We start from the raw sequence: 26,462 nt of genomic DNA, 5'->3' as shown, positions 1-26,462 counted from the left end.
CAACTTACTTCAAAGCGCATAGATATAGAGTTCTATGCGACATGCGTAGAATAACTAAATATCTGGTTTGGATATTCCAGTGCTTTTCTGGATACGTTTCCTTAATCGGATATTCGTATATTGGTGGCAGAAGAAAAATAGGTGACGCAACTGGAGTTTGTCAAGGATGTACCGAATTTCCGTAATTGCAACCTCGGAAAGTTGCACTTGAATTCGTGTGTGATTCAATCAATTCAATCGGTTAGGTCGTGACGCCGATATGAGTTAATCGATTATTTATTACGAAATAAAATGTTTTTGTTTGTTAATCGTAATAATTAAATTGTACCGGGGAGCGCAAGCGTTCCGCTTATCCATGAAATCGTGATCTTCCGGGAATCGGCCGGGTTGGACGGCCCGGTGTAATGCCTGAGGCACTGCTGCAGGGATGAGCGCTGTGCCGCATGACTACGTGGCCTGATTTTCCAGACGTGTCAGATCGCGTTCCATAAAGAGCGTGCCCGCGACGGGATTAAAAACGTAGGCCGGAATCGGCTCGAAACCGAGCGACACATAAAGCTGCTGCGCAGCGTGCATGTCTGGAAGTGTATCGAGACGAATACGCGGATATCCCGCCTCTCGTGCAATTTGACAAATCAGCGTTGCCAATTGCCTGCCGACCTGCTGGCCACGTCCAGATGGACGGATATAAAGACGTTTCATTTCGCACGTCAATTCATCCAGAGGACGCATTGCAACACAACCGATCACGTTCCCATTGTTCAGAGCGAGAAGAACGCGCCCCCGGGGCGCCGCAAACTTGCCGGGCAACTCCGCGAGTTCCGATTCGAAATTCTGGAAGCCCAGATCGATACCCAGGCTGTCGGCGTACTCGCGAAATATCGCCCGCACAACGTCAAGCTGTTCGGGAAATCGAGCGGGACAAATCTCTACCATTCACACGTCTCCATCGCCTCACCACCGGTTCTGGCAGCCAGTTGCCGGCGGACCATTTATTCGGTTTCAGCCAGCACCAGCGGGAACCGGATTTCGAACCGGGTGCCAACGCCTTCGCGTGACGCAAAATCGATCTGGCCGTTCAACACGCGGCAAAGCTCCTTGACGATCGCGAGGCCGAGGCCCGTGCCGGGAATATCTTCGCCCGCAGCGCGTTCGAATTCGTCGAATACCCGGTCCGCATCCGAAGGTGCAATGCCCACGCCGGTGTCCGACACGCGAATCGACCAGTGCTCTGTGCCGGCCGTTGCGAAGCCAAGTTCGATCTCGCCGGACTTCGTGTACTTCGTTGCGTTGGAGAGCAGATTGACGGCGATCTGCTTAAGCTTGAGACGATTGGACGTGATAGCGGATAGCGCCGGGTCGAACGTGGCGCGCAACTTCAGCCCCTTGGCCTCGATGGCCGGCCGCGAGGCGGTGACGAGTTCGTCGTAAAGCTCATGCAACTCAACCGGCTCGCGTGTGAGAGGCGTCTCGTCGCCGAGTACGACGGAGTACTCGACCATCTGATCGACGAGTTGTTTCATGTCCGCGGCCTGCCGGTTGGCCAGCGTCAGCGCCATATCGGCCTTTGAAGGCGCCCGTTCGATCAATTGCAGTGCGATCGAAAACGCGTTCAGAAAATTGCGCAGATCATGGACCACGCTGCGAGTGATTTGCATGCGTGACTCGTAAAGATCGCCGACCAGCCGCTGCTTGAGTGTCAGCTCGTGATTGGCGCGCTCGAGCCTGCCTGTGTACTCATCGATCTTGCGGTCCCGTTCGCTGACCACTTCACGGATCGACGTGAGCGTCACCATGCTGAGTGTTTCGGCGACCATGCGCCGCGCGCGGCCTTCATGGCGGCGCGTGAACGTGCTGTCCTGGTCGGCGAATTCTTCCAGCGCGTCGGCGAGCACCTGATGATACAGATCGAGCTCGCGCACGAGTTCCTCGATCCGGTAGCCCTGACGCCAGCGGACTATGCCGTGTTTTCTCGCATTACGCTCGATCGCCGGTTCGACGCGTTCGAGATCTTCGACGTCGAGCGCGAGGCAGAGTCCTTCGAGAATTTCCGGCAGATGATCGGCGAGCTGCTGATAGGTAAGTTTGTCCGCTTCGACGAGGTCGGCATCGCTGAAAACGGCATTCATCCATTGCTCGGTCAGGCGGGAGCGTTGCGCACGAATGAAATCGGCAAATTTGCGCAGCGGGCTAAGGCGTATTTCGGTCATATTGGGTGCATCGGTGTGAAGTTGCTACAACATACATATGCTCGAACCACACCAGACGCGTCGGACACGAGGGCACATGCCTACGCCTTGCGGCAAACATACTTCGGCTGGAATGAATTAGAGGCCTGGGGCCAGCGATCTCGTGGCTTCCGGGTTTCCGAAGCCGAGCCGCCGCAGCCGATAACTGGCGTCATTATCGCCGCAATTGCTGCTTGTGGAACACCGCTTGCGTAAGCTCTCCTGCCAGGCAAACGCCCGGTGTATCCAATCAGGCATCCGCTTTCAGGAAATCGACAAATACGCGCAACGGTGCAGGCAAGTGACGACGGCCAGGATAGTAAAGAAACGGCCCCGAAAAGCGTTGCCACCATGGCTCAAGGATCGGCTCCAAGGCGCCGCTATCGAGATGCGGGCGCAACATGTCCTCGAAAAGGTGAATCACCCCCACGCCTGCGATAGCTGTACTGACAGCCAGGTCGATTGCCGCGCCGGGTCTGACGAGGAGCGGCCCTGACGGATTCAACTGGATCACTTCGCCGTCACGCTCGAAATACCAGGTCGGCGTAGCGCCGCCGGCAAATTGGCCCCGCAAGCATGCATGAGAGAGCAGGTCGCGCGGATGTTCGGGTCTGCCGCGCGTGTCGAGATAGCCCGGCGCTGCGGCCGTAGCGAAACGCTGCACGCGCGGACCGATTGGAATCGCGATCATGTCCTGTTCAAGCCGCTCGTCATAGCGAATGCCCGCGTCGCAGCCGATCGACAGCACGTCGACAAAGCCATCTTCCACTACGACCTCTACGCGTATGTCGGGATAGGCCTTCAGGAACTGGGGAATGATGGTCGGCAATACGATGCGCGCGGCGCTCGACGGGACGTTGAGTTTGAGTGTGCCGCTCGGTTTGTCCCTGAAGCCGTTCAGCACGTCCAGTGCGGCTTCCATCTCGCTGAACAATGGCGTCAGTTTTTCGATCAGACGCAGTCCGGCTTCGGTCGGCGCCACACTGCGCGTGGTTCGGTTGAGCAGGCGCATACCGAGCTTCGACTCGAGACGGCGCACAGCAATGCTCAGGCTGGAGGCGGAGACGCTGCTAATGCGCGCGGCGTCGCGGAAACCGCTGGCGCGAGCGACTGAAACGAATGCGGCAAGATCGTTGAATTCCATAGCCATTGTTCAAAATGTTTAACAACCCGTGCAATTTATGCCGGATTATCGAACAGCGCAATCCCCGCCATACTGGCGCCCAACACCTCACATCAAGGAGCGCACCATGTCGAACTTCACCCCCGCGGACACATTTTCGCTGGCTGGCCACCCCGTGCAACGCATGGGCTATGGCGCCATGCAACTGGCCGGACCGGGCGTATTCGGACCTCCGAAAGATCGTGATGCAGCGATCGCCGTACTGCGCGAAGCCGTGGCGTCGGGCGTCAATCACATCGATACGAGCGACTTCTACGGACCACACATCACCAACCAGTTGATTCGCGCAGCACTGCATCCTTATCCGGACGGTCTCGTGATCGTTACAAAGGTGGGTGCGGTCCGTGGCAACGATGGCTCGTGGCTACCGGCGCTCGAGCCGGAAGATATCGAGCGCGGTGTTCACGACAACCTGCGTAATCTCGGTGTCGACGCGCTCGACGTCGTCAATATGCGCAACATGGGCAGCGTGCATGCACCTGCCGAAGGGTCGATTGAAAAGCAGGTTGCGGCGCTTGCCGAACTTCAACAGCGAGGGCTGGTTCGCCACATCGGTTTGAGCAACGTGACCGCGGCCCAGGTCGCCGAGGCGCAGGGCATCGTGGAGATCGTCTGCGTACAGAATCACTACAACCTGGTTCACCGGGACGACGACGCATTGGTCGACGAACTGGCGAGGAAGGGCATTGCATACGCACCGTTCTTCCCGCTCGGCGGATTCACGCCGATCCAGTCGTCAGCGTTGTCCACGATTGCGCAAACGATCGGCGCGACGCCGATGCAGGTGGCGCTTGCCTGGCTCCTGCATCGCGCACCTAACATTCTGTTGATTCCAGGCACTTCGTCGCTTGGGCATTTGCGTGAAAACATGCAGGCAGCACGCTTGAGCTTGACTGACGAGGTGCGCGCAGAGCTGGACGCGATTGGTGCGGGGAACAGGGAAGCGTGATCTAGCGGACGGAGTAGTGGCCGGGGTCGCTCAGGATCGACCCGACGATAAGTCTCGTTGCGCGTGATCTCGCTTCTAGATCATGGATGTTCACGTCGCGACCGAGTCCGCGATGCATTCCCGCAGCCATTGATGCGCCGGGTCGCGATGAGACCGCTCATGCCAAAGCATCGCCATTTCATAACCCGGTACCTCAACCGGCGCCTCGACGACCCTGAGCGCGCTATTGCCACGCACCAGTCGCGCTGGCAGCATCGCCACGAGGTCGGTGCTCGCCAGGACTGACATCATGAACAGGAAGTGCGGGACCGAAAGCACAACCCGGCGTGTGACGCCCACCTCGGCCAGCACGTCATCCGTAACGCCGCTAAACCCACCGCCATCCGGCGAGACGATCACGTGCTCCAGTTTGCAGAACTGCGCAAGCGTTGGCCTTCGCTTCAGGCGTGGGTGATCTGCGCGGCCGACCAGCACATACCGCTCCTTGAAAAGCACCCGCCGGCGCAATCCGGGCGGAGCGCCTTCGCTGGTATGGAATGCCAGATCGATCTCTCCCTGTTCCGCCTGCTTCGCGAGACGGGGCGGAACAGCTTCCACGATCGCAAGCCTGGTGCCGGGCGCCGCCGCGCGCAACCCGGGCAGCACGGGCAGCAGGATTGTCGACTCAGCGTAGTCCGTGGCGGCAACGCGCCATGTATGACTCGCTTCGGCCGGATTAAACGGGCTGGCGGGCGACACTGCGTGCTCGAGTGCGTCGAGCGCCAGGCGTAAAGGCTCGCGCAATTCTTCTGCTCTCGCGGTGGGGCGCATACCTCGTGGGCCCGGCAGTAACAAGGGGTCTCCAAAGACATCCCGCAGCTTGGCAAGATGCACGCTCACCGATGGTTGAGAGAAGTTCAAGCGCTCCGCCGCGCGGGTCACATTGTGCTCCGACAGCAGGACATCGAGTGTCACCAGCAGGTTGAGGTCGAGCCTTCTGAGATTATTCATGTTAATACCTGATATGTTGGTAATTCATTTCCAATATACCGGATGAGAATCTATCGTGTTCCTTTCTGGCAATGGAGGTCAGGTCATGAATGTTCTTCTCGTCTATGCCCACCCGGAACCCCGATCACTGAATGGGGCCCTGAAGGATTTTTCGGTCAAACGTCTTGAGGACGCTGGACACGTCGTTCAGGTATCGGATCTGTATGCAATGAAGTGGAAAGCATCGCTGGATGCGGACGACAGCCTGGATAGGCAAACCGATACGCGTTTCGATCCCGCTCTCGACTCAAAGCGCGCCTTCGAGGCGGGTTTGCAGAGCCAGGACATCGCACTCGAGCAGGAGAAACTGAAGTGGGCGGATGCCGTGATCCTGCAGTTTCCGCTGTGGTGGTTTTCGATGCCCGCGATTCTGAAAGGCTGGGTGGAGCGCGTCTATGCCTATGGCTTCGCGTACGGTGTAGGGGAGCACTCCGACGCGCGCTGGGGTGACCGCTATGGGGAAGGCAGCATGGCAGGCAAGCGGGCGATGCTGATTGTCACAACAGGTGGATGGGAGTCTCATTACAGCGCGCGGGGTATCAACGGGCCGATCGACGAGGTGTTGTTCCCCATTCAGCATGGCGTTCTGTATTACCCCGGCTTCGACGTTTTGCCACCGTTCGTCATTCATCGGACGAGCCGGATCGACGAAACACGATTCTCAAAGGTCTGTGACGCGCTCGGACAACGTCTCGACGACCTGTGGAAGACCGCGCCCATACCGTTTCGTCCACAAAACGCCGGCGCGTACGACATTCCGGAACTCACGCTACGCGCCGATGTTTCGCCGGATCAGGTTGGCTTCGCGGCACATATCGCGTAGGCCGTGTGCCGCCGTTGCATTTACGTGCCGGGCGTAACCCTTGTCCAGACGTTCAGTTTGGGCCGATCCGCCCCCTTGGGGCGGCGCCAAGCTGACGATACCGTATGCTTCGCTGAAATATGGTTGTAAGTCGCCATTGCTAGAGTCATCAACAGAATTTTGCCGCCAGATGCCGGACAGTGTCCTTCGGACACATAGAAAGGGAAGAGCGACAAGCCATGAAGATGAATCGCGCGTTCTGGCTCATTCTGATGCTGCTTTTTACGAACCCGGTCTGGGCCTTCCAGTCCAGGGTCGTCACCATTCCCAGTGCTGCCATGCATAAGTCGTTCGAGGCGACTGTGGTGCTGCCTGATCAATACACACACGGCAAAGCGGCCGATCGCTTCCCGGTTGTCTACCTGCTGCACGGCTCAGGCGGCGACTACACCGACTGGACCACGAATTCGCACATCGGCAAACTGGCCGACCGCTATCACGTGATCCTCGTCATGCCGGACGGTGGTCACGAGAGCTGGTATATCGACAGCCCTGTCGATCCGCGCAGCCTTTACGAAACCTATGTGGGGACGGAAGTCGTCGGCTATATCGACACGCATTTCCGGACGATCGCGACGCGGCAGGCACGTGCGATTACGGGGTTGAGCATGGGCGGATTCGGGGCCTTGCATATCGCGCTGGACCGGCCGGATGAATTCGGCGCCGCGGGAAGTATCAGCGGGGCGGTCGATCCGCGCGGCTGTGAGGATGAGCCCGGGATCGATCAGGTGTTTGGGGATCCTACCCGTCACGCTGATTTCTGGAACAACGAGGCCATAGTCGAGAACGCCCGTAGTTTCAGCAATGAGCATATCGCGCTGACAATCGATTGTGGGGTGAACGACTCGCTTGTTCAATCGAACCGGATGCTGCATGCGCGGCTTGTTGAACTCGGCGTGCCGCATGACTACGCGGAGCGGCCTGGCGGACACACCTGGAAATATTGGGGCAACGCGGTGCAGTATCAGGTGCTGTTCTTTGCCAGTTCGTTCAAGCGCAGTGGGGGCGCTGCGCAGACGTGACGGAATGCGCATCCAGAAACTGACAGACGTGGCGATGTAGCGCCTGTACACCAGGGCTCGATTCAAGCGCACGCCAGCAACCATGTACGAGCCCTGCGCCAATCCACAATCGCGCCTCTCCGCCAGCCGCGATGACGCGCTCAACAAACACCCGCGCATCGTCGCGCAACGGATCGTGTTCAACACCTATGGCAAGCGTCGGCGGCAGACCGTCGAAGCGCACCGCGTCCAGCGGGACGGTCCACGCCGGATAGGGCACGTGTTCGCCCCAATACAGATCGCGAAACGCACGGACATCAGCAAGTGTGAGCATCGGCGCATGCGCTTCGTCGTCACGCGCGGGCATTTGCGGTTCGGTGCCGAGCATCGGATAGACCAGTGCAAGTCCGCGTATGCCCTGAATGCCGTCATCGCGCAACTGCATGGCGACGCTGGCAGCGAGCGTGGCGCCGGCACTATCGCCCGCCAGTTGCAGTGCGCTTTCCACGAGTAAATCAAACGGCAAACGGCCGTTCAACGCGGCGAGCGTGACCTCCAGACAATCGTCATGGGCGGCTGGAGCGCGGTGTTCAGGCGCAAGCCGGTAATCGACCGCAATCACATCGAGGCCGGTATCCGCGGCGATACGTGCCGTCACGATCTGATGACTCGCCAATGATCCAAGCACGAAGCCGCCACCGTGAAAGTACAGGACGGTGCCGCGGATCGTCCCGTTCGCCTTTAAGCGATTCCGATAGAGCCGCAGTCTGATCGGATGGCCCGCGCTCGCCCGAAACTCGGCGTCTTGTGCTATCACGTCGGCTGGTAATGGTGGTGTGAGCGCAGCCGCATAGCGATCGTAAATCGCGCGCTGCTCGCTTGGTGGCAATGAAGTCGAATGCCCCGCATAGATTGCAGCGGTCCGTTCGATGAACGCGGCAATCTCCGGTTCAAGCATGCTCACTCCCATGAGGCGGTGTCTTAACGGGAAATCCAATCACGCGTCCTGCAAACCGGGGCGCAGGCAACACAGTATGCGCTTGCGCCAACTCGCGCACGCGCGCCTCGACATCGGGGTCGAAAGCAACAGCGCGTGGGCCGCCCGTATCCACATGCAGAAGCATCTGCTCTCCCGCGGCCACCGGTTCAACGCCATCATCGGCAAACATCTCGAGGTAAAGATGCAGCCGCTTCGCGTCGTGCCCTAGCACGCGCATATCGACGCGAACCTGCACACCTTCCTTGATTTCATGCAGATAGTTGATATGCGCCTCGAGCGTATAGATCGAGCGGCCACGCTCCTTACGCACCGCATCGGGCAACCCGATTGCATCGATCAACGCATCTGTCGCGAAGCTAAAAATCAGCATATAGAACGCGTCGCGTAGATGGCCGTTGTAATCGACCCATTCGGTGCGAACAATGTCGCGATAGCAGGGCAGCAGCGCGTGGTCCGGCATATGCAATTGATCTCCTTTATTCCTATGAATGGCAGTGGCCGCAGCGATCACGCGCTGTCGACGCATTCAGGTGAGGCGGCGCGTCTTCCAGCACATAGCGTCACTCCGCCGGAAGCAACCCATGCCGCACCTTAGCCGCGTCAATCGCCGCCAGCACACTCGTAATGCAATCATCCCGATACCGCTCGAGCTGCTTGATTGAGCGTGGTCCAACTTGTTCAGACGTTCCCTCCACCACCCGATCGATCAATTCATCAGTCAGCTGCGGTGCGACCAGTTTAGTCCAGGGCAGCTCCAACGCCGGTCCAAACTGCTGCATGAAGTGGCGCATACCCGCGTCACCACCCGCCAGTGTGTACGTCAGGAACGTGCCCATGAATGACCAGCGGATCCCCGCGCCGAAGCGGATGGCGTCGTCGATTTCGCCCGTGGTCGCCACGCCTTCGTTGACCAGATGCAGCGCCTCGCGCCACAGTGCTTCGAGCAAACGGTCGGCGATAAAGCCGGGCACTTCTTTGCGCACGAGGAGCGGGCGCATCGACAGCGAACGATAAATCTGCATCGCGGCATCGATGGTTGCCGGTGCGGTGAGTTCGCCGCCGACCACTTCGACGAGCGGCAGCAGATACACCGGATTGAACGGATGCCCGACAATGCAACGCTGCGGATTCACCGCCCGTGCATAAAAATCGCTCGGCAGCAGGCCGGAAGTGGATGAAGCGATGATCGCATCCGGCTTCGCCGCACGGCTGATCTGTTCGTGCAGGGCCAGCTTCAATTCTTCGCGTTCGGGCGCGCTTTCCTGAATGAAATCCGCTTGCTCGACACAGGCTTCAATCGTATCGACGAAGCGCAGCCTGTCGGGCGTTGCTCCTTCCGACAAGCCGACGCGCTCCAATGCCGGCCATGCATTCGCGATGTTTTCGCGCAACTGTTTCTCCGCGCCAGGAGCGGGGTCCCAGGCGACGACGTCGAGCCCGTGCGTGAGCGCGCGCGCCACCCAGCCGCTGCCGATCACGCCCACGCCGATTGCCGCAAATGTTTTGATATCGACGATCACTGCCATTGCTGACGTTTCCTTTGCCTATGAGTTTTTTCAAGTCCCGAAGCGTGCCCTGTCAGGCGCAACGGGTACGCGCCGTATTCACGCGTACTGTCCAGCCACACGCCGCTCCAGCTGCCGCTCGCCACGCGCGGGCAAGCCGAGTTTGCGGCGGCCTTCGGCGGGTGTGAGCGCGCGCCCGCCAAGCCGTTCGATGATCTCGACCGCGCGTTGCACCAGCGTGCCGTTCGTTGCATGCACACCTTTATCGAGCCAGACGTTGTCTTCAAGGCCGACCCGCACGTGGCCGCCGAGGAGCATCGCCTGCGCGACCATCGGCATCTGCATGCGCCCGATGCCGAATCCGGCCCATTGCGCGCCAGCCGGCAGACTGTCCGCCATCGCTTTCATCGTCGTGGTATCGGCGGGCGCGCCCCATGGAATGCCCAGGCAGATCTGAAACAGCGGTGGTGCGTCGAGTAAGCCTTCCTTGAGCAATTGCTTCGCGAACCATAGATGGCCGGTATCGAAGATTTCCAGTTCCGGCTTCACGCCGAGTTCCTGGATGCGCTTGGCGCCGGCGCGCAATTGCGCGGGCGTCGATACATAAATGTAGTCGCCGTCGCCGAAATTGAGTGTGCCGCAATCGAGCGTGCAGATTTCCGGCAGCAGTTCCTCGACGTGCGCGAGCCGCGTCAAACCGCCGACCAGGTCGGTTCCCGCGCCGAAGCGCATCGGGTCTTCGCCGGGACCGATCTCGAGATCGCCGCCCATGCCAGCCGTCAGATTGATGATCACGTCGGTGCCTGACGAGCGGATCCGGTCGACTACTTCGCGATATAACTGCGGATCGCGGCTGCCGCGTCCGGTCTTTGGATCGCGGACGTGGCAATGCGCAACGGTGGCGCCGGCTTTCGCGGCTTCGATAGCGGCGTCGGCGATCTGCTTCGGCGTGACGGGAATGGCCGGATGCTTGCCGACCGTATCGCCCGCGCCGGTGACGGCGCAGGTCACGATGACTTCATGATTCATGCGTGCTAGTTCCTGTGGATTGAAATGTGCGACTCGATGGATGAGAGCCGGACTGGGGCTAAGCCAACCGCGTTCAGGCTGACCGCACCTGGGCGACCCCGTCCAGGCGACCCCGTCTAGGCGACCCCGTCAAAGTCCGAGAAAGGCTTTCACTGCCGGCAAGCCGTCTTTGCCGTCATAGGTCTTCACGCCCGCGAGCCACGCATCCAGTACTTGCGGGTTCTTCTTCAGATACGCTTTGGCGGCATCGGCGGGTTTCTCCTTGTTCATCACCGACTGCATCACCACGTTCTCAAGTTGCGTCGAAAAGCGCAGGTTGCTCACGAGCTTGCCCGCGTTCGGGCAACGCGTCAGAAAGTCGGGGGACGTCAGCGTATAGACGCGTGCTTCGCCGTCATTCGGACCGAATACGCCGTCGCTGCCGGTGAGGTATTTCATATCGATCTGGATATTCATCGGATGCGGTTCCCAGCCGAGAAACACCACCCATTTCTTCTCACGAATGGCGCGGTCCACCGAAACCAGCATGCCCGCTTCACTCGATTCGATCAGCTTGAAACCGCCGAGGCCGAACTGATTATTGGCGATCATTTTCTGAATCGCGGCGTTCGCGCTGCTGCCGGGTTCGATGCCATAGATCTTCCCGTCGAGTTGATCGCGGTGCTTCGCGATGTCGGCGAAAGTCTTGAGCCCTGCGTCGTATTCGTAAGCCGGCACCGCGAAGGTCGCTTTAGCGCCGGTCAGATTAGGCGGTTGCAGCACCTGGATCGATTTCGAATCGACGAACGGCGCAATCGCTTTCTCCTGCACGGGCCACCAGTAACCGAGCGACACGTCGAGCTGTTTGCTCCTCAGGCCAGCGAACGAAATCGGCACCGAGGCGACGGTCGTAACCGGCTGATAGCCGAGTCCCTCGAATACGGTCGATGCGAGCGCAGTGGTCGACGTGATGTCTGTCCAGCCGATGTCGGCAAAATGCACCGCGCGGCAAGTGGCGGGATCCTGTGCAAACACCGGCGACGCAGCGACGACAGCCGCCAGACAGGCAAGATGGGCAAGCAAGACTTTGACGCGTAACTTCATGACGTTCCCCCTTCGGACACGTTAGACAGCGTGTTTCGAACCGGGCCGCGGCGAGAAAAGCAGGGCGGCCCCCGGACCTGCGCGATACGGCTTGAGTAATGTTTGAGTAATACTTGAGTCGGGCCGGATCTGTACGAGTGACGTAACGTTAATGCCCCATATTCCTGCCAAAGCGACCACCAGCGACCCGTTCTTGCTCCCACGCGACAGCGAGGGAAAACCAGCATTGTTCGTCATTGCGATGCAGCATCGATTGATGCAGTGATTTTTGGTGTGCCTTGCCGGCTCGCGGACTGCTTGCTACGCTCGCCCGGAATCCCGCGTCCGCCTGCGGTTTTTGTCCCTGATCGAGTCTGCGTAAGATGCCTGAAGATATGTCGTTCCTGCTGCTGCCCGGCTTTTCGGCGATCGGCTTCATGTCGGCGGTCGAGCCGTTGCGCGTGGCGAACCGCTTTCGCGGCGATCTCTACCGGTGGCGCATTCTGAGTCTCGACGGCGCGCCGGTCGCGGCCAGCAACGGTATTTCGATCAACGCAGAGGCCGCAATCGTCGACGTTCGCGAAACGCAGACGGTGTTTGTCGTCGCGGGCTTCGAGCCGCTCGCCTGCTATACGCGTGTGCTCGGCGATTGCCTGAAGCGGCTCGAGCGCGCTGGCGCGACGCTCGGCGGCATCGATACGGGCAGCTTTGTACTCGCGGAGGCAGGGCTCCTCAGCGGTTCGGACAGCGTGACCGTACATTGGGAAGCCTTGTCGGCGTTCCGTGAGCGCTATGGCTCGCTGAACGCAAGCCAGGAGCTGTTCGAGATCGGCGCGCGACGTATCACGTGTGCGGGCGGCACGGCGTCGATCGACATGATGCTCGACCTGATCGGCCGCAAGCACGGCGCAGCGTTGGCCTCGGCGGTATCGGAACAGTTCGTCGTGAGCCGGATCCGTCAGCGTTCGGACCATCAGCGCATGGAAATTGCGGCGCGCTACGGCGTGCACAACCGCAAGCTGATTCAGGTGATTGGCGCAATGGAACAGCATATGGAAGAGCCATTGTCGCCCGCCCAACTCGCTGAGGAGATCAGCGTGACGCGGCGGCAACTGGAGCGGTTGTTCTGCGCGTCGCTGAAGGACACGCCGACGCATTTCTATCTGCAACTGCGCCTTACCCGGGCGCGTGAGCTGCTGCAACAGACTGACATGTCGATCACATCGATTTGCGTTGCATGCGGATTCGAATCCCCCTCGCATTTTTCGCGGACGTATCGCGCGCGGTTCGGCGTGAGTCCAAGAGGCGACCGGCAGGTAACGGGTGGCAGAAATGGCGGCGCTGGGTTGTCATCAGGCGAGCCAACGCAGGCATCCGCCCCTGCATTGTCAGCAAGCTGACTTCGCTGCGCGGCAGCGACTACTGCTCGCCGATCGCGTCGCCGCGCTGATCCGGCGTAATCAAGACGTTACGTTCGAGGCTTCGAACGTTGAGAGCCGGCTCTACCGCTCTGGCTTCCAACTACCTTTCACGAAGATTGTGCCGCATCTAGCAACAGTGAATTCGTTAATTAGGGGTTTACCCTATATGCGCGGACTCCTAGACTGTCTCCACTGGCTGCAAACAAACAGGTTTGCAGCACGGCAAAAAACAATCTCTGGAGGTAGTCGTCATGAAATCCCTGATCGAAGCTGTTGTTATCGCTGCTCTTATCACTGCGCCGCTCGCTGCTTTTGCCCAATCCAACCAGCCGGTGACCCGCGCCCAGGTGCGTGCGGAACTGGTCCAACTGGAAAAGGCCGGCTACAACCCGGCGACAGCGAATACCGACGATTATCCGGCGAACATTCAGGCTGCTGAGGCGCGTGTTGCTGCACAAAACGGCAGCGCTCAAACCAGCGGTTATGGTTCGGCCACGAACGGGTCGTCGCAAGCGGGCAACCGCACCGAAGTGACGCCGAGTTCGTATTCGGCTCCGGTCGTCAACGTCGGTCATTAATGACCGCGGCGCGAGCAGTCGTCTCGCGCCGGCTTGATTGGCTGTAACGTTGGCAATAACGCGCAGCAGGCCTGCTTTCATCGTAAAGTGGAAGGTCGCTGCGCGATTTAGCATTAAGCGAAGTAATTGGCGCTCGTAGTCCTCTCTTGGTCTCGCACAGACGCTTAGCCCTGAGGGGCAGTCAACTGCCTGAGCTGTTCCAGCAACTTCACCGCCGGACTCGGCAAAATCCCCTGACGGCGCCGAAAAGCCGTCAACGTGCGGCGTGCGACCAAACCCGGAATCGGCAGCGTATCGAACACGCCAGCCGCGCTTTCGGTGTCGTACATCGGCGTAGCCATCCAGCTCAGAAACCCCGCACGTGTCACCAGGCTTTTCAGCACCGTGATCGAGCGCGTCTCGACGGCGATCTGCGGCATGCCGAGCCCATGCTCGGCAAACACATGCTGCATATGCTCGAACGGACCCGTCCCGCGTGGCGGCACACACCACTGCTGATCGAGCGTGTCGGCAAGCGATAAATCCACTTTGTTTCGCAGCGGATGATCGAGCGCGGCGACCACAAAGCTCGTGTCTTCCCACCTGCAATCGGCAATCGCCGTAATCTCATCCGTGTCGGGCACGGCCATGCTGAGCGCGAGATCGATCTCGTGTTTCATCAGACTGTCCGCAAGCCGGTCCCAGACGCCCTCCATGATCTCCACACGCAGATTCGGCCAGCGCGCGAGCACGCCGCTCACCGCGAGCGGCAGGACGAGCGTCGCAATGCTCGCCACCGCGCCGACGCGAATCGTCCCTTTCGCAAGGCCGCGCATCGCGTCGATCTCCTCGCGCGCGTGATCGGCTTCGCGTTGTAGCAGCGTAGCGTGTGGCAGCAGTGCGCTGCCGATCGCAGTAAGCTGCATACCCTTCGAATGCCGTTCGAACAGCGGCGCGCCGACCTGATCCTCGAGCCGCTTGATGGTGCGGCTGAGCGCCGGCTGCGTGACGTGCAGCACCTCGGCTGCACGGCCCAGGCTGCCGCTCGCGACGATGGTTGCGAACGCATGCAATTGCTGAAGATTGAAAGTCATGCGCAAAAGTAATGCCTTTTCTCAAAAAAGGCAATTTTCAATCAACCGCGAGCTTCCGATAATGAGCCATCAGGAAACGGCGCTCATCGACAGCAACTATTTTGCATGGGATCAGAGTAAGTGCTTTGCATGGGATCGGAGTGGCGCGCTAAAGCGCAAACTCTGATCGACAGCTAAAGCGCCAACTCTGGTCGACAGCTTTGCATGGGACCAGAGTAAGCGCTAAAGCGCCAACTCTGGTCGACAGGAGACAGGTATGACCAGCAACACGCCCCGTTCAGACGCATTGGGACTCTCTCAACACGCACCATTTACTGTGCGCCACGCCGTGATCGATTTCATGCGGCGCGTCGGTATGACTTCGGTGTTCGCCAATCCGGGGTCGACGGAATTGCCGCTGTTCCGCGATTTCCCGCAAGATTTCCGTTACGTGCTTGGCTTGCAGGAAGCAACCGTGGTCGGCATGGCCGACGGTTATGCGCAGGCCACCCGCAACGCTGCGTTCGTCAATCTGCACTCGGCGGCGGGGGTGGGCAATGCGATGGGCAATATCTTCACCGCGTTCCGCAATCGCACACCGATCGTGATCACCGCCGGCCAGCAGGCTCGCGCGATTCTGCCGTTCGACCCGTTCCTCGGGTCGACGCAAGCCACCGAATTGCCGAAACCGTATGTCAAATGGAGCATCGAACCGGCGCGCGCCGAAGACGTGCCGCTGGCGATCGCGCGCGCCTATCACGTGGCGATGCAGGAGCCGCGCGGGCCGGTGCTGGTGTCGATTCCCGTCGACGATTGGGACCGCGCAGCCGAGCCTGTGCCGGCGCGTGTGGTCAGTACAGAGATGCGGCCGGAGCCGTTCGTGCTGGCGCAGATCGGCGCGGCACTCGATGGCTGCGAACGGCCAGTTTTCGTGGTGGGGGGCGCGGTCGACCGGGCCGGCGGCTGGGACGAAGTCGTGAGTCTCGCCGAACGCCATAACGCCCGCGTATTCGTCGCTCCGATGACAGGCCGCTGTGCGTTCCCCGAAGACCATCGTCTGTTCGCCGGCTTCTTGCCTGCCATGCGCGAGAAGATCGTCGAGCTGCTCGGCGGCCATGATCTGATCTTCGTAATCGGCGCGCCGGCTTTCACGTATCACGTGGAAGGTCACGGCCCGCACCTCCCTGCCGGTGCAACGCTATGCCAGTTGATCGACGATCCGGCTATTGCGGCGTGGGTGCCGACCGGTACCGCGGTGGTCGGCAATATTCGCCTCGGCGTAGCTGACCTGCTGACCCGGACTGCACCAAAGACTCGCCCGTTGCCCGCGCCACGCGCCGAGCGTCCACGCGCGGAACCGTCACCCTTGATGTCGGTGGAGTTCGCGTTGCAGACCCTCGCAGAAGTGCGCGATGCGGACGATATCGTGGTCGAGGAGGCACCGAGCTCGCGGCCTGCGATGCAAAACTATCTGCCGTTCACGCGCAGTGGCACGTTCTACACGATGGACAGCGGCGGCCTGGGCTTCGGCATGCCGGCTGCTGTCGGCGTGGCGTTAGCGAAGCCCGGCACGCGCGTGATCGGCCTGATCGGCGACGGTTCCAGCATGTATTCGATCCAGGCCATCTACAGCGCTGTGCAGATGAAATTGCCGATCACATTCGTGATCCTGAACAATTCCCGCTATGCCGCGTTGCAGGACTTTGCCCCGGAATTCGGTTTTGGTCCTGGCGATCCTGTGCAAGGCACCGATCTGCCGGGACTCGACTTCGTGGCACTTGCTGCGGGCATGGGATGCCAAGGCTCGCGTGTGACCGACGCCGAACGCCTGCGCGACGTGCTGCGTGACGCGTTGGCGTCATCTGGACCGACGCTGGTTGAAGTCGTCGTGGCTTGAGCTCAGGCGAGCGTCGTGCCCGCATTCATAAAACTTTCCGCAGGAGACAAGACGATGCAGAGTATTTCGATGCTAATCAACGGCGCGGCAGTGCAGGCGAGCAACGGCGCCACCTTCGAGCGGCGCAATCCGCTCGACGGCGAAGTCGCGATACGTGCTCCCGCGGCGACGGTTGCCGACGCGGTAGCCGCCGCCGATGCCGCCGCAGCGGCGTTTCCGGCATGGTCTGCGCTGGGGCCGAGCGAGCGCCGTGCGCTGCTGATGAAGGCGGCGCATGCGTTGGAAGCACGCAGCGCTGCGTTCGCCGCGATGATGGCAGCGGAGACCGGCGCGTCTGCGATGTGGGCGGGGTTCAACGTGCATCTCGCCGCCGGCGGATTGATGGAAGCGGCGGCGCTTACTACGCAGATCGGTGGCGAGTTGATCCCGTCCGACGTGCCCGGTAGCCTCGCGATGGGCGTGCGTCAACCGGCCGGCGTCGTGCTTGGCATCGCGCCGTGGAATGCGCCGGTGATCCTCGCGGTGCGTGCCATTGCATTGCCGCTCGCGTGCGGCAATACGGTCGTGCTGAAGGGCTCGGAGATTTGTCCCGGCACGCATGGCCTGATTATCGAAGTCTTGCAGGAAGCGGGCTTGCCGAAGGGCGTGGTGAACTTCGTCACCAATGCCCCGGCCGATGCAGGCGCGGTGGTCGAGGCACTGATCGCGCATCCGAAAGTCCGGCGTGTCAATTTCACCGGCTCCACGCATGTGGGCAAGATCATCGCGGCCACGTGTGCGCGCTATCTGAAGCCTTCAGTACTGGAGCTCGGCGGAAAGGCGCCGTTGATTGTGCTCGATGATGCGGATATCGATGCAGCCGTCAATGCCGCTGCATTCGGCGCGTTCGCCAACTCGGGGCAGATCTGCATGTCGACGGAGCGGATCATCGTCGATGAACGGATCGCTGACCAGTTCGTTGCAAAGCTTGCGCAGAAAGCGCGCGGCTTGCCGCTCGGCGACCCACGCAAAGGGCCGGTGGTGTTGGGATCGGTCGTCGATATGAGCACGGTGGAACGCTGTAATGCGCTGATTGACGACGCGCTGGCCAAAGGCGCCACGCTCGTCTGCGGCGGTAAGGCGGACAGCACCCTGATGCCCGCCACGTTGCTTGACCACGTCACGCCCGCCATGCGCATCTATGCCGATGAATCGTTCGGGCCCGTAAAGGGTATCGTGCGGGTGAACGGCGAAGACGAAGCCGTTGCCTGTGCGAACGACAACGAATATGGGCTTTCGTCTGCGGTGTTCAGCCGTGATGTGGCGCGCGCGATGAATGTCGCAAGGCGCATCGAGTCGGGTATCTGCCATGTCAACGGGCCGACCGTTCACGACGAAGCGCAAATGCCGTTTGGAGGCGTGAAGGGCAGCGGTTTTGGACGCTTCGGTGGGCAGGCGGGAATCGCCGAGTTTACGGATTTGCGCTGGATTACCGTGCAGACCACGCCACGTCATTACCCGTTCTGAAGGGGCGATGGTCGTTCCGGTCGCTGCGTATCGCTGTGCGCTGATTTACTGCAGCGATACGCGCGCCGTGAAAGCCATGCATACATGTCATGGCTTTTACGCGAAATGGCAATGTCAATAGCCGGCCGCTCGCTTACATACTGACTAAAAAAACGCGACCAGAAAGTTTGACCAGAGAGCGTGACGACAGAAGCGCGGCGCTCAGATCGCGCACACACACCAGGAGACAGCTACATGACCAGTTATGTACCACCGGCCGGCCCGGCCAGTGCGGCGAACGGTGCGACCGACACGTCGTTCGCCGGCCATCAGGCAGGATTCGACGAGGGACGTCACGCGGTCGACATCGGCCGCACGCTCGACGAAGGCCCCTACACCACGATGCAGAAGATCGTGGTGTTTCTCGCGGCGCTGTCGATCGTTCTGGACGGCTTCGATAGTCAGCTAATCGGTTTCGCGATTCCAGTGCTGATCAAGGAATGGGGCGTCACGCGCGCGGCTTTTGCGCCGGTAGTGGCGGCCGGCTTGGTCGGCATGGGCATAGGCAGCGCGTGTGCCGGGCTGCTGGCCGATCGCTTTGGCCGGCGGTGGGCGGTGATCGGCAGCGTGCTCGTGTTCGGTGCCGCCACCTGCGGCATCAGCTTTGCCCCCGACGTTGTGACGATTGCCGTGCTGCGCTTTGTCGCCGGCCTCGGCATCGGCGGCGCATTGCCGAGTTCGACGACGATGACCGCCGAGTTCACACCAGCTCGCCGCCGCACGTTGGCAGTCACCGCGACGATCGTTTGCGTGCCGCTCGGCGGCATGGTGGCGGGTTTGTTCGCGCATGAAATTCTGCCGACGTATGGATGGCGCGGGTTGTTCCTGATCGGCGGCGTGTTGCCGTTGGCGCTCAGCGTGTTGCTGTTTTTCACATTGCCCGAGTCGCCACGCTTTCTCGCCCGGCAGCCAAAGCGCTGGCCGGAGCTCAAACGCCTGCTTGGCCGTATGTCGCGTCCTGTGGCAAGCAACTGCGTCTTTACCGATGTTCGCGAACAGGCCGCGGAAAAGCACACCGGCTTTACCGCGTTGTTCCGCGAAGGCCTGGCACTCGATACGGTGGCGATCTGGTGCGCGTTCTGCATGTGCCTGCTGGCCGTCTATAGCGCTTTCAGCTGGCTACCGACCATGCTGAGCACGCAGGGTTTGTCGGTTTCGGTGGCGGGTTCGGGGCTCACCGCATACAACCTGGGCGGCGTGGTGGGCGCGTTGCTGTGCGCGGTGGTGATCGCTCGCACCGGTTCGCGCTGGCCGTTGATTATCTGCAGCGCGGGTGGCGCGGCGAGCGCATTGCTGCTACTCGGCGTGAACATCTCCGATCACACGGGTCTGCTGATCTTTGGTATAGGTGTGCACGGACTGTTTGTCAACGCGGTCCAGTCGACAATGTTTGCGCTGTGCGCTTACGTCTATCCGACCCGTGTGCGCGCAACCGGCACTGCATCGGCGCTGGCATTCGGCCGGCTCGGCGCGATTGCCAGCGCGTTTGCGGGCGCCGTGGTGATCACAGCCGGCGGCGCATCGTCGTATTTGTGGATGCTCGGAATCGCGATGGTCATCGTGATGGTCGCGCTGATGGTGGTCAAGCGCCATATTCCGAAGCCGGGCGTTTGAGGGGCGCAATGTCCTGAATCGCGGCGATCGAGCGTGATACGCGGATCGCCGCTATCTGAAGCAGTCAATCTTCAGCGTATCGGACGGCTTGAATAGCGGTCGGTATCGTCACGTCTGTAATTAGTATCGCTACATAAAAACGCTGCATATGAAGCGCATCCGGATCGGTGCGCGCTCACACAAAGCACCAGTCAAGGAGACATGGAGACAATGAAATACAAACTCGCATTGGGCAGTATGCTGCTCGGAATCGGCGCTTCTTCGTTCGCACAGAGCAGCGTGACGTTGTACGGGATCATCGATACCGGTATCGAACTGGTGACGCATGCGAACGCAGCGGGCGATAGCCTTGTACGCATGCCGGGCATCACCGGTGAATTTCCGTCGCGTTGGGGGATTCGCGGCAAGGAAGGATTGGGCGGCGGGTTGTCCGCGGTGTTCGTGCTGGAAAGCGGCTTTAACACCAAAGGCGGCACGCTCAATCAGGGTGGCCGGCTGTTTGGGCGGCAAGCTTACTTGGGGCTTGAGAGTCCGTACGGCACGCTGACGTTCGGCCGCCAGTACACGATGACGTATTGGGCGATACTCGATTCCGATCTGCTCGGCCCTGACATTTACGGCGGCACGGGGTCATTCGATCAGTATATGCCGAGCGCGCGCAGCGACAATACGATTGCGTACAAGGGCACGTTCTCGGGCTTCACGTTCGGGGCGACCTATTCCTTCGGCCGCGATTCCGCGGGTACCGGCAATTCACCGGGACAGGGCACCTGTGTGGGATCGATTCCGGGCAGTTCGCAGAGTTGCCGCGAATGGTCGGCGATGTTGCGCTATGACATGAACGGCTACGGCGTGGCGAGCGCGTACGACGAACAACGCGGCGGCCCAGGCGCGGCCGCAAATCTGTACGACGGTACGGCGCCTTTTGCATTGACGCAGCCTGGCGACAAGGACGTGCGGATGCAGTTGAACGGTTACGGACACATCGGGCCGGTGAAACTTGGGGCGGGTTGGCTTGGCCGTCACGTCGAAACGGTGTCTCCGGCGTTGCCGGACGTGCGCTCGAATCTGTACTACCTGACCGCAGCGTATAACGTGACGCCTGCGTTCATCCTGGACGGTGGCGTGTATCGCATCATCAATCGTGCCGACGACACCCGCGGCACAATCGCCGCGCTACGCACTACATATTTGTTGTCGACGCGTTCCGCCGTTTACCTGCAAGGCGCGTATCTGTTCAATAGCCCGCATGCCGCCTACACGGTGAGCCAGGGCGGCGGTGGCACGACGCCGGCGCCAGGCATCGGGCAACTCGGTGTAATGGCCGGCATTCGCCATTCGTTCTGAGAGGTTGAAGTGGCCACGTCGGGCATTCCTACGTGGCCTTTTTTGCTTTAGATTCCGCCGACGCACATGTACTTGATGACAACGTAGTCGTCGATGCCGTAATGCGAACCCTCGCGGCCGAGACCGGATTGCTTGACGCCGCCGAATGGCGCGACTTCGTTGGAGATCAACCCGGTGTTGATGCCGACCATGCCATATTCGAGCGCTTCGGCGACACGCCAGACGCGACCGATATCGCGGCTATAGAAATATGACGCGAGACCGAATTCCGTGTCGTTGGCAAGGCGGATTACTTCTTCATCAGACGAGAAACGGAACAGCGGCGCGAGCGGGCCGAAGGTTTCGTCGCGTGCGACCTTCATGGCGGGGGTGACATCCGCGAGCACGGTCGGCTCGAAGAAGCCGTGACCGAGCGCATGGCGCTTGCCGCCGGTGACGATGCGTGCACCTTTGGCGAGAGCGTCCTCGATATGCGATTCGACCTTGAGCACAGCGGCTTCGTTGATCAGCGGACCTTGCGTGACGCCGTCTTCGGTGCCGCGGCCTACCTTGAGTTGTTCGACGGCAACGCGCAGTTTTTCTGCGAATGCGTCGTAGACTTTATCGTGCACATAAAAGCGATTCGTGCAGACGCAGGTCTGGCCGCTATTGCGATATTTCGACGCGATGGCGCCCGCGATAGCCGCGTCCAGATCCGCGTCTTCGAAGACGATGAACGGTGCGTTGCCGCCGAGTTCGAGCGATACCTTTTTGACCGTCGGCGCGCATTGCGCCATGAGCAGACGGCCGACCGGCGTCGAGCCCGTGAAGGACAATTTACGCACGATCGGATTGCCGGTCATTTCTGCGCCGATGGCTTTCGGCTCGCCGGTGACGACGTTGAACACGCCGCGCGGCACGCCGGCGCGTTCGGCCAGCACGGCGAGGGCGAGTGCCGACAGCGGCGTGGCTTCGGCCGGTTTGACGATGATCGGGCAGCCGGCGGCGAGGGCGGGACCGACCTTACGCGTGATCATGGCCGCCGGGAAATTCCAGGGCGTGATGGCCGCGCAGACACCGATCGGTTCTTTCGTCACGACAATGCGTTTGTCGCTTGCCGGCGTGGGGATGGTGTCGCCGTTGACGCGTTTGCCTTCTTCTGCGAACCATTCCAGGAACGAGGCGGCATACAGGATTTCGCCTTTGGCTTCGGCGAGGGGCTTGCCTTGTTCGGTGGTCAGGATTTTGGCCAGATCGTCGGCGTTTTCCAGCATGAGGTCATGCCATTTGCGCAGGATCGTGGCGCGGTGTTTGGCGGTGGTGGCTCGCCATGCTGGCCATGCTGCATTGGCTGTGTCGATGGCTCGACGCGTTTCGGTTGTGCCCATGCGGGGCACGGTGGCGATTGTTTCGCCTGTGGCCGGGTTTTTTACTTCGAAGGTTGCGCCGTCGTCGGCGGATTGCCATTCGCCTGCTATGTAGGATTTTGTTTTTAGAAGAGTAGGGTCTTTTAGGACTAGCGTCGGCATTTTGGTTTTTGCTCCTGGGGTTTTGGATTTAAGGTTTTTTGCCTGCGCGGCGCTTGTTGTTGTGTGCCTGTGGCGTTGGCCTTTCCTTGAATTCTTATTGGTCTATTAGCGTCGCCCCTGTGCGGGGCGGCACTTACTTTCTTTGGGGCCGCCGCAAAGAAAGATAAGCAAAGAAAGCGGCTCACCCCGCTAATTCTTAAGCGGGTCCCCCGCACAGCCACGGTAGTGGTGCATCTGGAATCGGTGCCCTCGCGCATTCTGCCCTGGTGACAAGGGCGTCATACTTCTGGCGGCGCTGCGCGCGCCGAAGGGTACTTCACCAAACCATCGCCATGTCCGAACCACCGCCACATTGCAGCGCCTCGCCGAGGCGAAGCCGATGGCCCCCACCGCGCCCGAAGCCCGGGTTTCCCTGGCGGACCCGTCCGCGACGCACGCAGTGCGGAGTGGGAGCTGATGACTCCCTTGTCACTCACGCCGAATGTGCGAGAACACGGATTCCAGATGCACCACTGCCCCTCCAAGCCAGGGGACCCACTTAAGAGTTAGCGGTTTAAGCTGCTTTCTTTTGCCTACTTTTCTTTGCAGCAGGCAAAGAAAAGTAGGTGCCCGCCCCGCACAGGGGCGACGCCAATAGACCACTAAGAAAACAAGAAAAGGCCAACGCCACAGGCAAACAACCAAGCGCCGCGCAGACCAAAAAAAACCGTCAAACAGCTACAGCAACACTTTCCTTAAGCACAGCTTCCAAAATCCCCATCGCCTCATCAAAGACGGCGTCTTGAATCGTAAGCGGGAACAGGAACCGAACCACGTTCGAATAAACACCACAAACCAGCAACAACAACCCGCGCTCCAGCGCCCGAGCCTGCACCCGCTTGGTAAAGTCAGCGTCCGGCTCCGTCCCACCTGCCTTGCAGAACTCAACAGCCACCATCCCGCCCGGCCCGCGCACATCGGTGATCTGCGGAACTTCGCTCTGAAGCGCGATCAGCTTCGCCTTAACACGATCACCCAAAACAGTCGCCCGCTCGCAGAGCTTCTCTTCGTCGATGATATCGAGCACAGCATGTGCGGAAGCAACCGCCAACGGGTTACCCGCATAAGTGCCACCCAGACCGCCAGGCGCGGCAGCGTCCATCAGATCTGCACGCCCGACCACCCCCGACAACGGCATGCCGCCCGCCAGGCTCTTGGCCATCGTCATCAGATCAGGCACCACGTCATAGTGATGCATCGCAAACAGCTTCCCGGTACGGGCAAAACCAGTCTGCACTTCATCGGCAATCAGCAAAATGCCATGCTCATTGCACAGCTTGCGCAAGGCGCGCACGAACTCGGCCGGTGCGGGATAGAACCCGCCTTCGCCCTGAACCGGTTCGAAAATAATCGCGGCGACGCGCTTCGGATCGATGTCGGCCTTGAACAGGAACTCGATCGCCTTCAGCGAATCGGCCGTCGTCACGCCATGCAGCGGATTCGGGAACGGGGCATGGAATACGTCCGCCGGGAACGGACCAAAGCCGATCTTGTACGGCGCAACCTTGCCGGTCAGCGCCATGCCCATCATCGTGCGGCCATGGAACCCGCCGGTGAATGCGATCACACCCGGACGGCCGGTCGCGGCACGCGCAATCTTGATCGCGTTTTCAACGGCTTCGGCGCCCGTCGTGAAGAAGGCCGTCTTCTTCGGATAGTCGCCCGGCGCACGCGCGTTGATCTTTTCAGCCAACTCGACATACGACGCATACGGCACGATCTGATACGCGGTGTGCGTGAAATGATCCAGCTGGTCGCGGATCGCGGCCAGAATCTTCGGGTGACGGTGGCCCGTGTTGCACACAGCAATACCCGCAGCGAAATCGATGAAACGGCGGCCCTCGACGTCCCACAACTCGGCGTTTTCAGCGCGCTCGGCGTAGAAATCGCACATCACTCCGACACCGCGCGGCGTGGCGGCATCTTTGCGGCTCTTCAGTTCGGCATTCTTCATGGTTATCTCCGTTGCTCCTCGATTTTGCAGATCCCGCGCGCTTAGCGCAGCACATGTAGCGACTATAATGAGATTTGGCTCTTAATTTCAGAGCCATTTCAATAAAAATGTAGGAGCCATTCATGCGCGCAAGCGTTTTGTCCGACTGGCTGGCGCAGCGCCTCGACCGTGGCAACGGCCAGCCGATCTATCGTCAGCTGCACCGGCTGTTGCAGCAGGCGATCCTGTCGCGCGAACTGCCGGCGGGCAGCAAGGTGCCGTCGTCGCGTTTGCTGGCGCAGGAATTGGGCATTGGGCGTAATACGGTCACGCAGGTGTACGAGCAGTTGGTGCTCGAAGGCTATGTGAACTCGGCAACCGGCCGCGGCACGTTCGTCGCCGACAGCGCACCGGACGAGATCGTCGGCGTGCCCGACGCCGAGGCGCTGGCTGCGCCGCTCGAGTCACTGCCGCCGCCGTTGCAGGGCAACCGCGCGTTGTCGACGCGTGGCGCGCGGTTGATCGCGGGTGCGGGCGTGTCGAAGCGGCAATGGGGCGCGTTTATGCCCGGCGTGCCGGATGTCACGAAGTTTCCGGCGCGCGTGTGGAGCCGCCTGCACAACAAGTATTGGCGCCGGCTGCGCCCGGACTTACTGACCTATGCGCCGGGTGGCGGCCTGGCCTCATTGCGGCACACGCTAGCCGACTATCTGCGGACATCGCGCTCGGTGCGATGTACGCCCGAGCAGATCATCATCACGACCGGGATCCACCAGTCCGTCGACCTGGCCGTGCGTCTGCTGTCCGATCCGGGCGATCTGATCTGGACGGAGGACCCCTGCTACTGGGGCGTGCGCAGCGTGCTGCACGTGTCTGGCCTGCAGTCGCGGCCGATCGCCGTCGACGAAGAAGGCATCAATCCATCCGCCGACGATCTTGCGCAACCGCCTAAGCTGATGCTCGTCACGCCGTCGCACCAATATCCGCTCGGCATGGTGATGAGCCTCGCGCGGCGCCGCATGTTGCTGGAGTACGCGCGGCAGAACCAGTGCTGGATCATCGAGGACGACTACGACAGCGAATACCGCTACGGCAGCCGGCCGCTGGCATCGCTGCAAGGCCTGGATACGTCGGGGCAGGTGATTTACGTGGGCAGCTTCGGCAAGACGTTGTTTCCGGGGTTGCGCATCGGCTACCTGGTCGTGCCCGAAGCGCTGGCGGAGAGTTTTGCGACCGCCAGCGCGGAGTTGTATCGGGAAGGGCAGTTATTGCAGCAGGCGATGCTCGCGGAGTTCATCGCGGAAGGGCATTTCACCTCGCATATCCGCAAGATGCGCACGCTTTACGGACAGCGTCGCCAGACTCTGCTGGATGCCGCAGCGCACCGTTATGGCGATGCGCTGCCGGCCGTGGGTGGCGACGCCGGTTTGCATCTCGTGATGCAGTTGCCCGCGGGTAGCGACGACCGCGCGGTGGCGGCTGCGGCGCTGGAGCGCAATATTGTCGTGCGGCCGTTGTCGGGGTATTACGCGCAACCGTCGCTCGCGCCATCGGGGTTGCTGATCGGCTATGCGTGCGTGTCGGACGAAGAGATCGCGCCGGCATTCAATACGTTGGCTGATGCGATCGACGCGACGCTCGTGCAGTTTGCGTAAGGGCGGCCGTGGTTGCTTGATAGCG

At 60.7% G+C, this 26,462-nt stretch carries 22 protein-coding genes; 10 read left to right on the top strand and 12 right to left on the bottom strand.

Features of this window, described 5'->3' with window-relative positions:
• Positions 1-447: 447 nt before the first annotated feature.
• From PQR40_RS10310 to PQR40_RS10300, 3 genes are all read right to left on the bottom strand, one after another.
• The gene (locus PQR40_RS10310; RefSeq protein WP_408237875.1) at positions 448-936 is read right to left on the bottom strand and encodes a GNAT family N-acetyltransferase; all 489 of its coding nucleotides are present in this window, start codon (positions 934-936) and stop codon (positions 448-450) included.
• A 56-nt stretch (positions 937-992) separates the two neighbouring features.
• Positions 993-2,210 (bottom strand): sensor histidine kinase, encoded by a 1,218-nt coding sequence (locus tag PQR40_RS10305; protein WP_408237872.1) that lies wholly within the window; start codon positions 2,208-2,210, stop codon positions 993-995.
• A 268-nt stretch (positions 2,211-2,478) separates the two neighbouring features.
• Positions 2,479-3,372 carry a LysR family transcriptional regulator gene (locus PQR40_RS10300; RefSeq protein WP_408508929.1) on the bottom strand — a complete coding sequence of 298 codons (894 nt, stop codon included), beginning with the start codon at positions 3,370-3,372 and terminating at the stop codon, positions 2,479-2,481.
• A gap of 106 nt (positions 3,373-3,478) precedes the next feature.
• On the opposite strand from PQR40_RS10300, the gene PQR40_RS10295 reads away from it, so the two are divergent.
• Complete coding sequence (locus PQR40_RS10295; protein WP_408508928.1) at positions 3,479-4,360, top strand: aldo/keto reductase family oxidoreductase; 882 nt, start codon at positions 3,479-3,481, stop codon at positions 4,358-4,360.
• Between the two features lie 90 nt (positions 4,361-4,450).
• Here PQR40_RS10295 and PQR40_RS10290 read toward each other — a convergent pair whose 3' ends face one another.
• Complete coding sequence (locus PQR40_RS10290) at positions 4,451-5,350, bottom strand: LysR family transcriptional regulator (RefSeq protein ID WP_408508927.1); 900 nt, start codon at positions 5,348-5,350, stop codon at positions 4,451-4,453.
• Between the two features lie 85 nt (positions 5,351-5,435).
• On the opposite strand from PQR40_RS10290, the gene PQR40_RS10285 reads away from it, so the two are divergent.
• Positions 5,436-6,212: an NAD(P)H-dependent oxidoreductase gene (locus PQR40_RS10285; RefSeq protein WP_408335094.1), complete on the top strand. Its 777-nt coding sequence runs from the start codon at positions 5,436-5,438 to the stop codon at positions 6,210-6,212.
• Between the two features lie 218 nt (positions 6,213-6,430).
• Positions 6,431-7,273, top strand: a complete 843-nt coding sequence (locus PQR40_RS10280) for an alpha/beta hydrolase (protein ID WP_408237857.1) — start codon at positions 6,431-6,433, stop codon at positions 7,271-7,273.
• Here PQR40_RS10280 and PQR40_RS10275 read toward each other — a convergent pair.
• The 5 genes from PQR40_RS10275 to PQR40_RS10255 all read right to left on the bottom strand — a co-directional run bounded on the left by PQR40_RS10275 (position 7,242) and on the right by PQR40_RS10255 (position 11,869).
• Positions 7,242-8,210: an alpha/beta hydrolase gene (locus PQR40_RS10275; RefSeq protein ID WP_408508926.1), complete on the bottom strand. Its 969-nt coding sequence runs from the start codon at positions 8,208-8,210 to the stop codon at positions 7,242-7,244. The two genes, PQR40_RS10280 and PQR40_RS10275, sit on opposite strands and share 32 nt — an antisense overlap.
• Positions 8,203-8,712 carry a thioesterase family protein gene (locus PQR40_RS10270; protein WP_408237851.1) on the bottom strand — a complete coding sequence of 170 codons (510 nt, stop codon included), beginning with the start codon at positions 8,710-8,712 and terminating at the stop codon, positions 8,203-8,205. Before PQR40_RS10270 ends, PQR40_RS10275 begins: the two co-directional genes overlap by 8 nt.
• A 100-nt stretch (positions 8,713-8,812) precedes the next feature.
• On the bottom strand, positions 8,813-9,778 hold the full coding sequence (locus tag PQR40_RS10265; protein ID WP_408237848.1) for an L-carnitine dehydrogenase: 966 nt from the start codon (positions 9,776-9,778) through the stop codon (positions 8,813-8,815).
• Positions 9,779-9,856: 78 nt separating this feature from the next.
• Complete coding sequence (cdhC, locus tag PQR40_RS10260) at positions 9,857-10,786, bottom strand: 3-dehydrocarnitine:acetyl-CoA trimethylamine transferase CdhC (RefSeq protein WP_408237845.1); 930 nt, start codon at positions 10,784-10,786, stop codon at positions 9,857-9,859.
• Between the two features lie 129 nt (positions 10,787-10,915).
• Positions 10,916-11,869 carry a choline ABC transporter substrate-binding protein gene (locus PQR40_RS10255; protein WP_408508925.1) on the bottom strand — a complete coding sequence of 318 codons (954 nt, stop codon included), beginning with the start codon at positions 11,867-11,869 and terminating at the stop codon, positions 10,916-10,918.
• Between the two features lie 362 nt (positions 11,870-12,231).
• Here PQR40_RS10255 and PQR40_RS10250 point away from each other — a divergent pair, with 362 nt between their 5' ends.
• Positions 12,232-13,248, top strand: coding sequence for a GlxA family transcriptional regulator (locus PQR40_RS10250; RefSeq protein ID WP_408237839.1), 1,017 nt, complete (start codon positions 12,232-12,234; stop codon positions 13,246-13,248).
• 272 nt (positions 13,249-13,520) lie between these two features.
• Positions 13,521-13,847, top strand: a complete 327-nt coding sequence (locus PQR40_RS10245) for a DUF4148 domain-containing protein (protein WP_408237836.1) — start codon at positions 13,521-13,523, stop codon at positions 13,845-13,847.
• A gap of 164 nt (positions 13,848-14,011) precedes the next feature.
• On the opposite strand, the gene PQR40_RS10240 is transcribed toward PQR40_RS10245, so the two are convergent.
• Positions 14,012-14,920, bottom strand: coding sequence for a LysR family transcriptional regulator (locus PQR40_RS10240; RefSeq protein ID WP_408335114.1), 909 nt, complete (start codon positions 14,918-14,920; stop codon positions 14,012-14,014).
• Between the two features lie 256 nt (positions 14,921-15,176).
• On the opposite strand from PQR40_RS10240, the gene mdlC reads away from it, so the two are divergent.
• From mdlC to PQR40_RS10220, 4 genes are all read left to right on the top strand, one after another.
• Complete coding sequence (gene mdlC / locus PQR40_RS10235; RefSeq protein ID WP_408387762.1) at positions 15,177-16,796, top strand: benzoylformate decarboxylase; 1,620 nt, start codon at positions 15,177-15,179, stop codon at positions 16,794-16,796.
• A 54-nt stretch (positions 16,797-16,850) separates the two neighbouring features.
• Positions 16,851-18,302, top strand: coding sequence for an aldehyde dehydrogenase (locus PQR40_RS10230; RefSeq protein WP_408508924.1), 1,452 nt, complete (start codon positions 16,851-16,853; stop codon positions 18,300-18,302).
• Positions 18,303-18,683: 381 nt separating this feature from the next.
• Positions 18,684-19,955 carry an MFS transporter gene (locus PQR40_RS10225; protein WP_408508956.1) on the top strand — a complete coding sequence of 424 codons (1,272 nt, stop codon included), beginning with the start codon at positions 18,684-18,686 and terminating at the stop codon, positions 19,953-19,955.
• Positions 19,956-20,165: 210 nt separating this feature from the next.
• A complete protein-coding gene (locus PQR40_RS10220) occupies positions 20,166-21,302 on the top strand; it encodes a porin (RefSeq protein WP_408335120.1) in 1,137 nt (378 codons plus the stop codon).
• 47 nt (positions 21,303-21,349) lie between these two features.
• On the opposite strand, the gene gabD is transcribed toward PQR40_RS10220, so the two are convergent.
• Positions 21,350-22,810, bottom strand: coding sequence for an NADP-dependent succinate-semialdehyde dehydrogenase (gene gabD, locus PQR40_RS10215; protein ID WP_408508923.1), 1,461 nt, complete (start codon positions 22,808-22,810; stop codon positions 21,350-21,352).
• Between the two features lie 709 nt (positions 22,811-23,519).
• On the bottom strand, positions 23,520-24,803 hold the full coding sequence (locus tag PQR40_RS10210) for a 4-aminobutyrate--2-oxoglutarate transaminase (protein WP_408508922.1): 1,284 nt from the start codon (positions 24,801-24,803) through the stop codon (positions 23,520-23,522).
• A gap of 122 nt (positions 24,804-24,925) precedes the next feature.
• Between PQR40_RS10210 and pdxR the strand changes: the two genes are divergently transcribed.
• Entirely contained in the window at positions 24,926-26,437 is a 1,512-nt protein-coding gene (gene pdxR, locus PQR40_RS10205) for a MocR-like pyridoxine biosynthesis transcription factor PdxR (protein WP_408508921.1), read from the top strand.
• Positions 26,438-26,462: the final 25 nt, after the last annotated feature.

The organism is Paraburkholderia sediminicola, from assembly GCF_046026855.1.
GTDB lineage: Bacteria > Pseudomonadota > Gammaproteobacteria > Burkholderiales > Burkholderiaceae > Paraburkholderia > Paraburkholderia sediminicola_A.
Note: the sequence above shows the minus strand (reverse complement) of the source record. Positions and strands in the feature narration are given on the sequence as shown.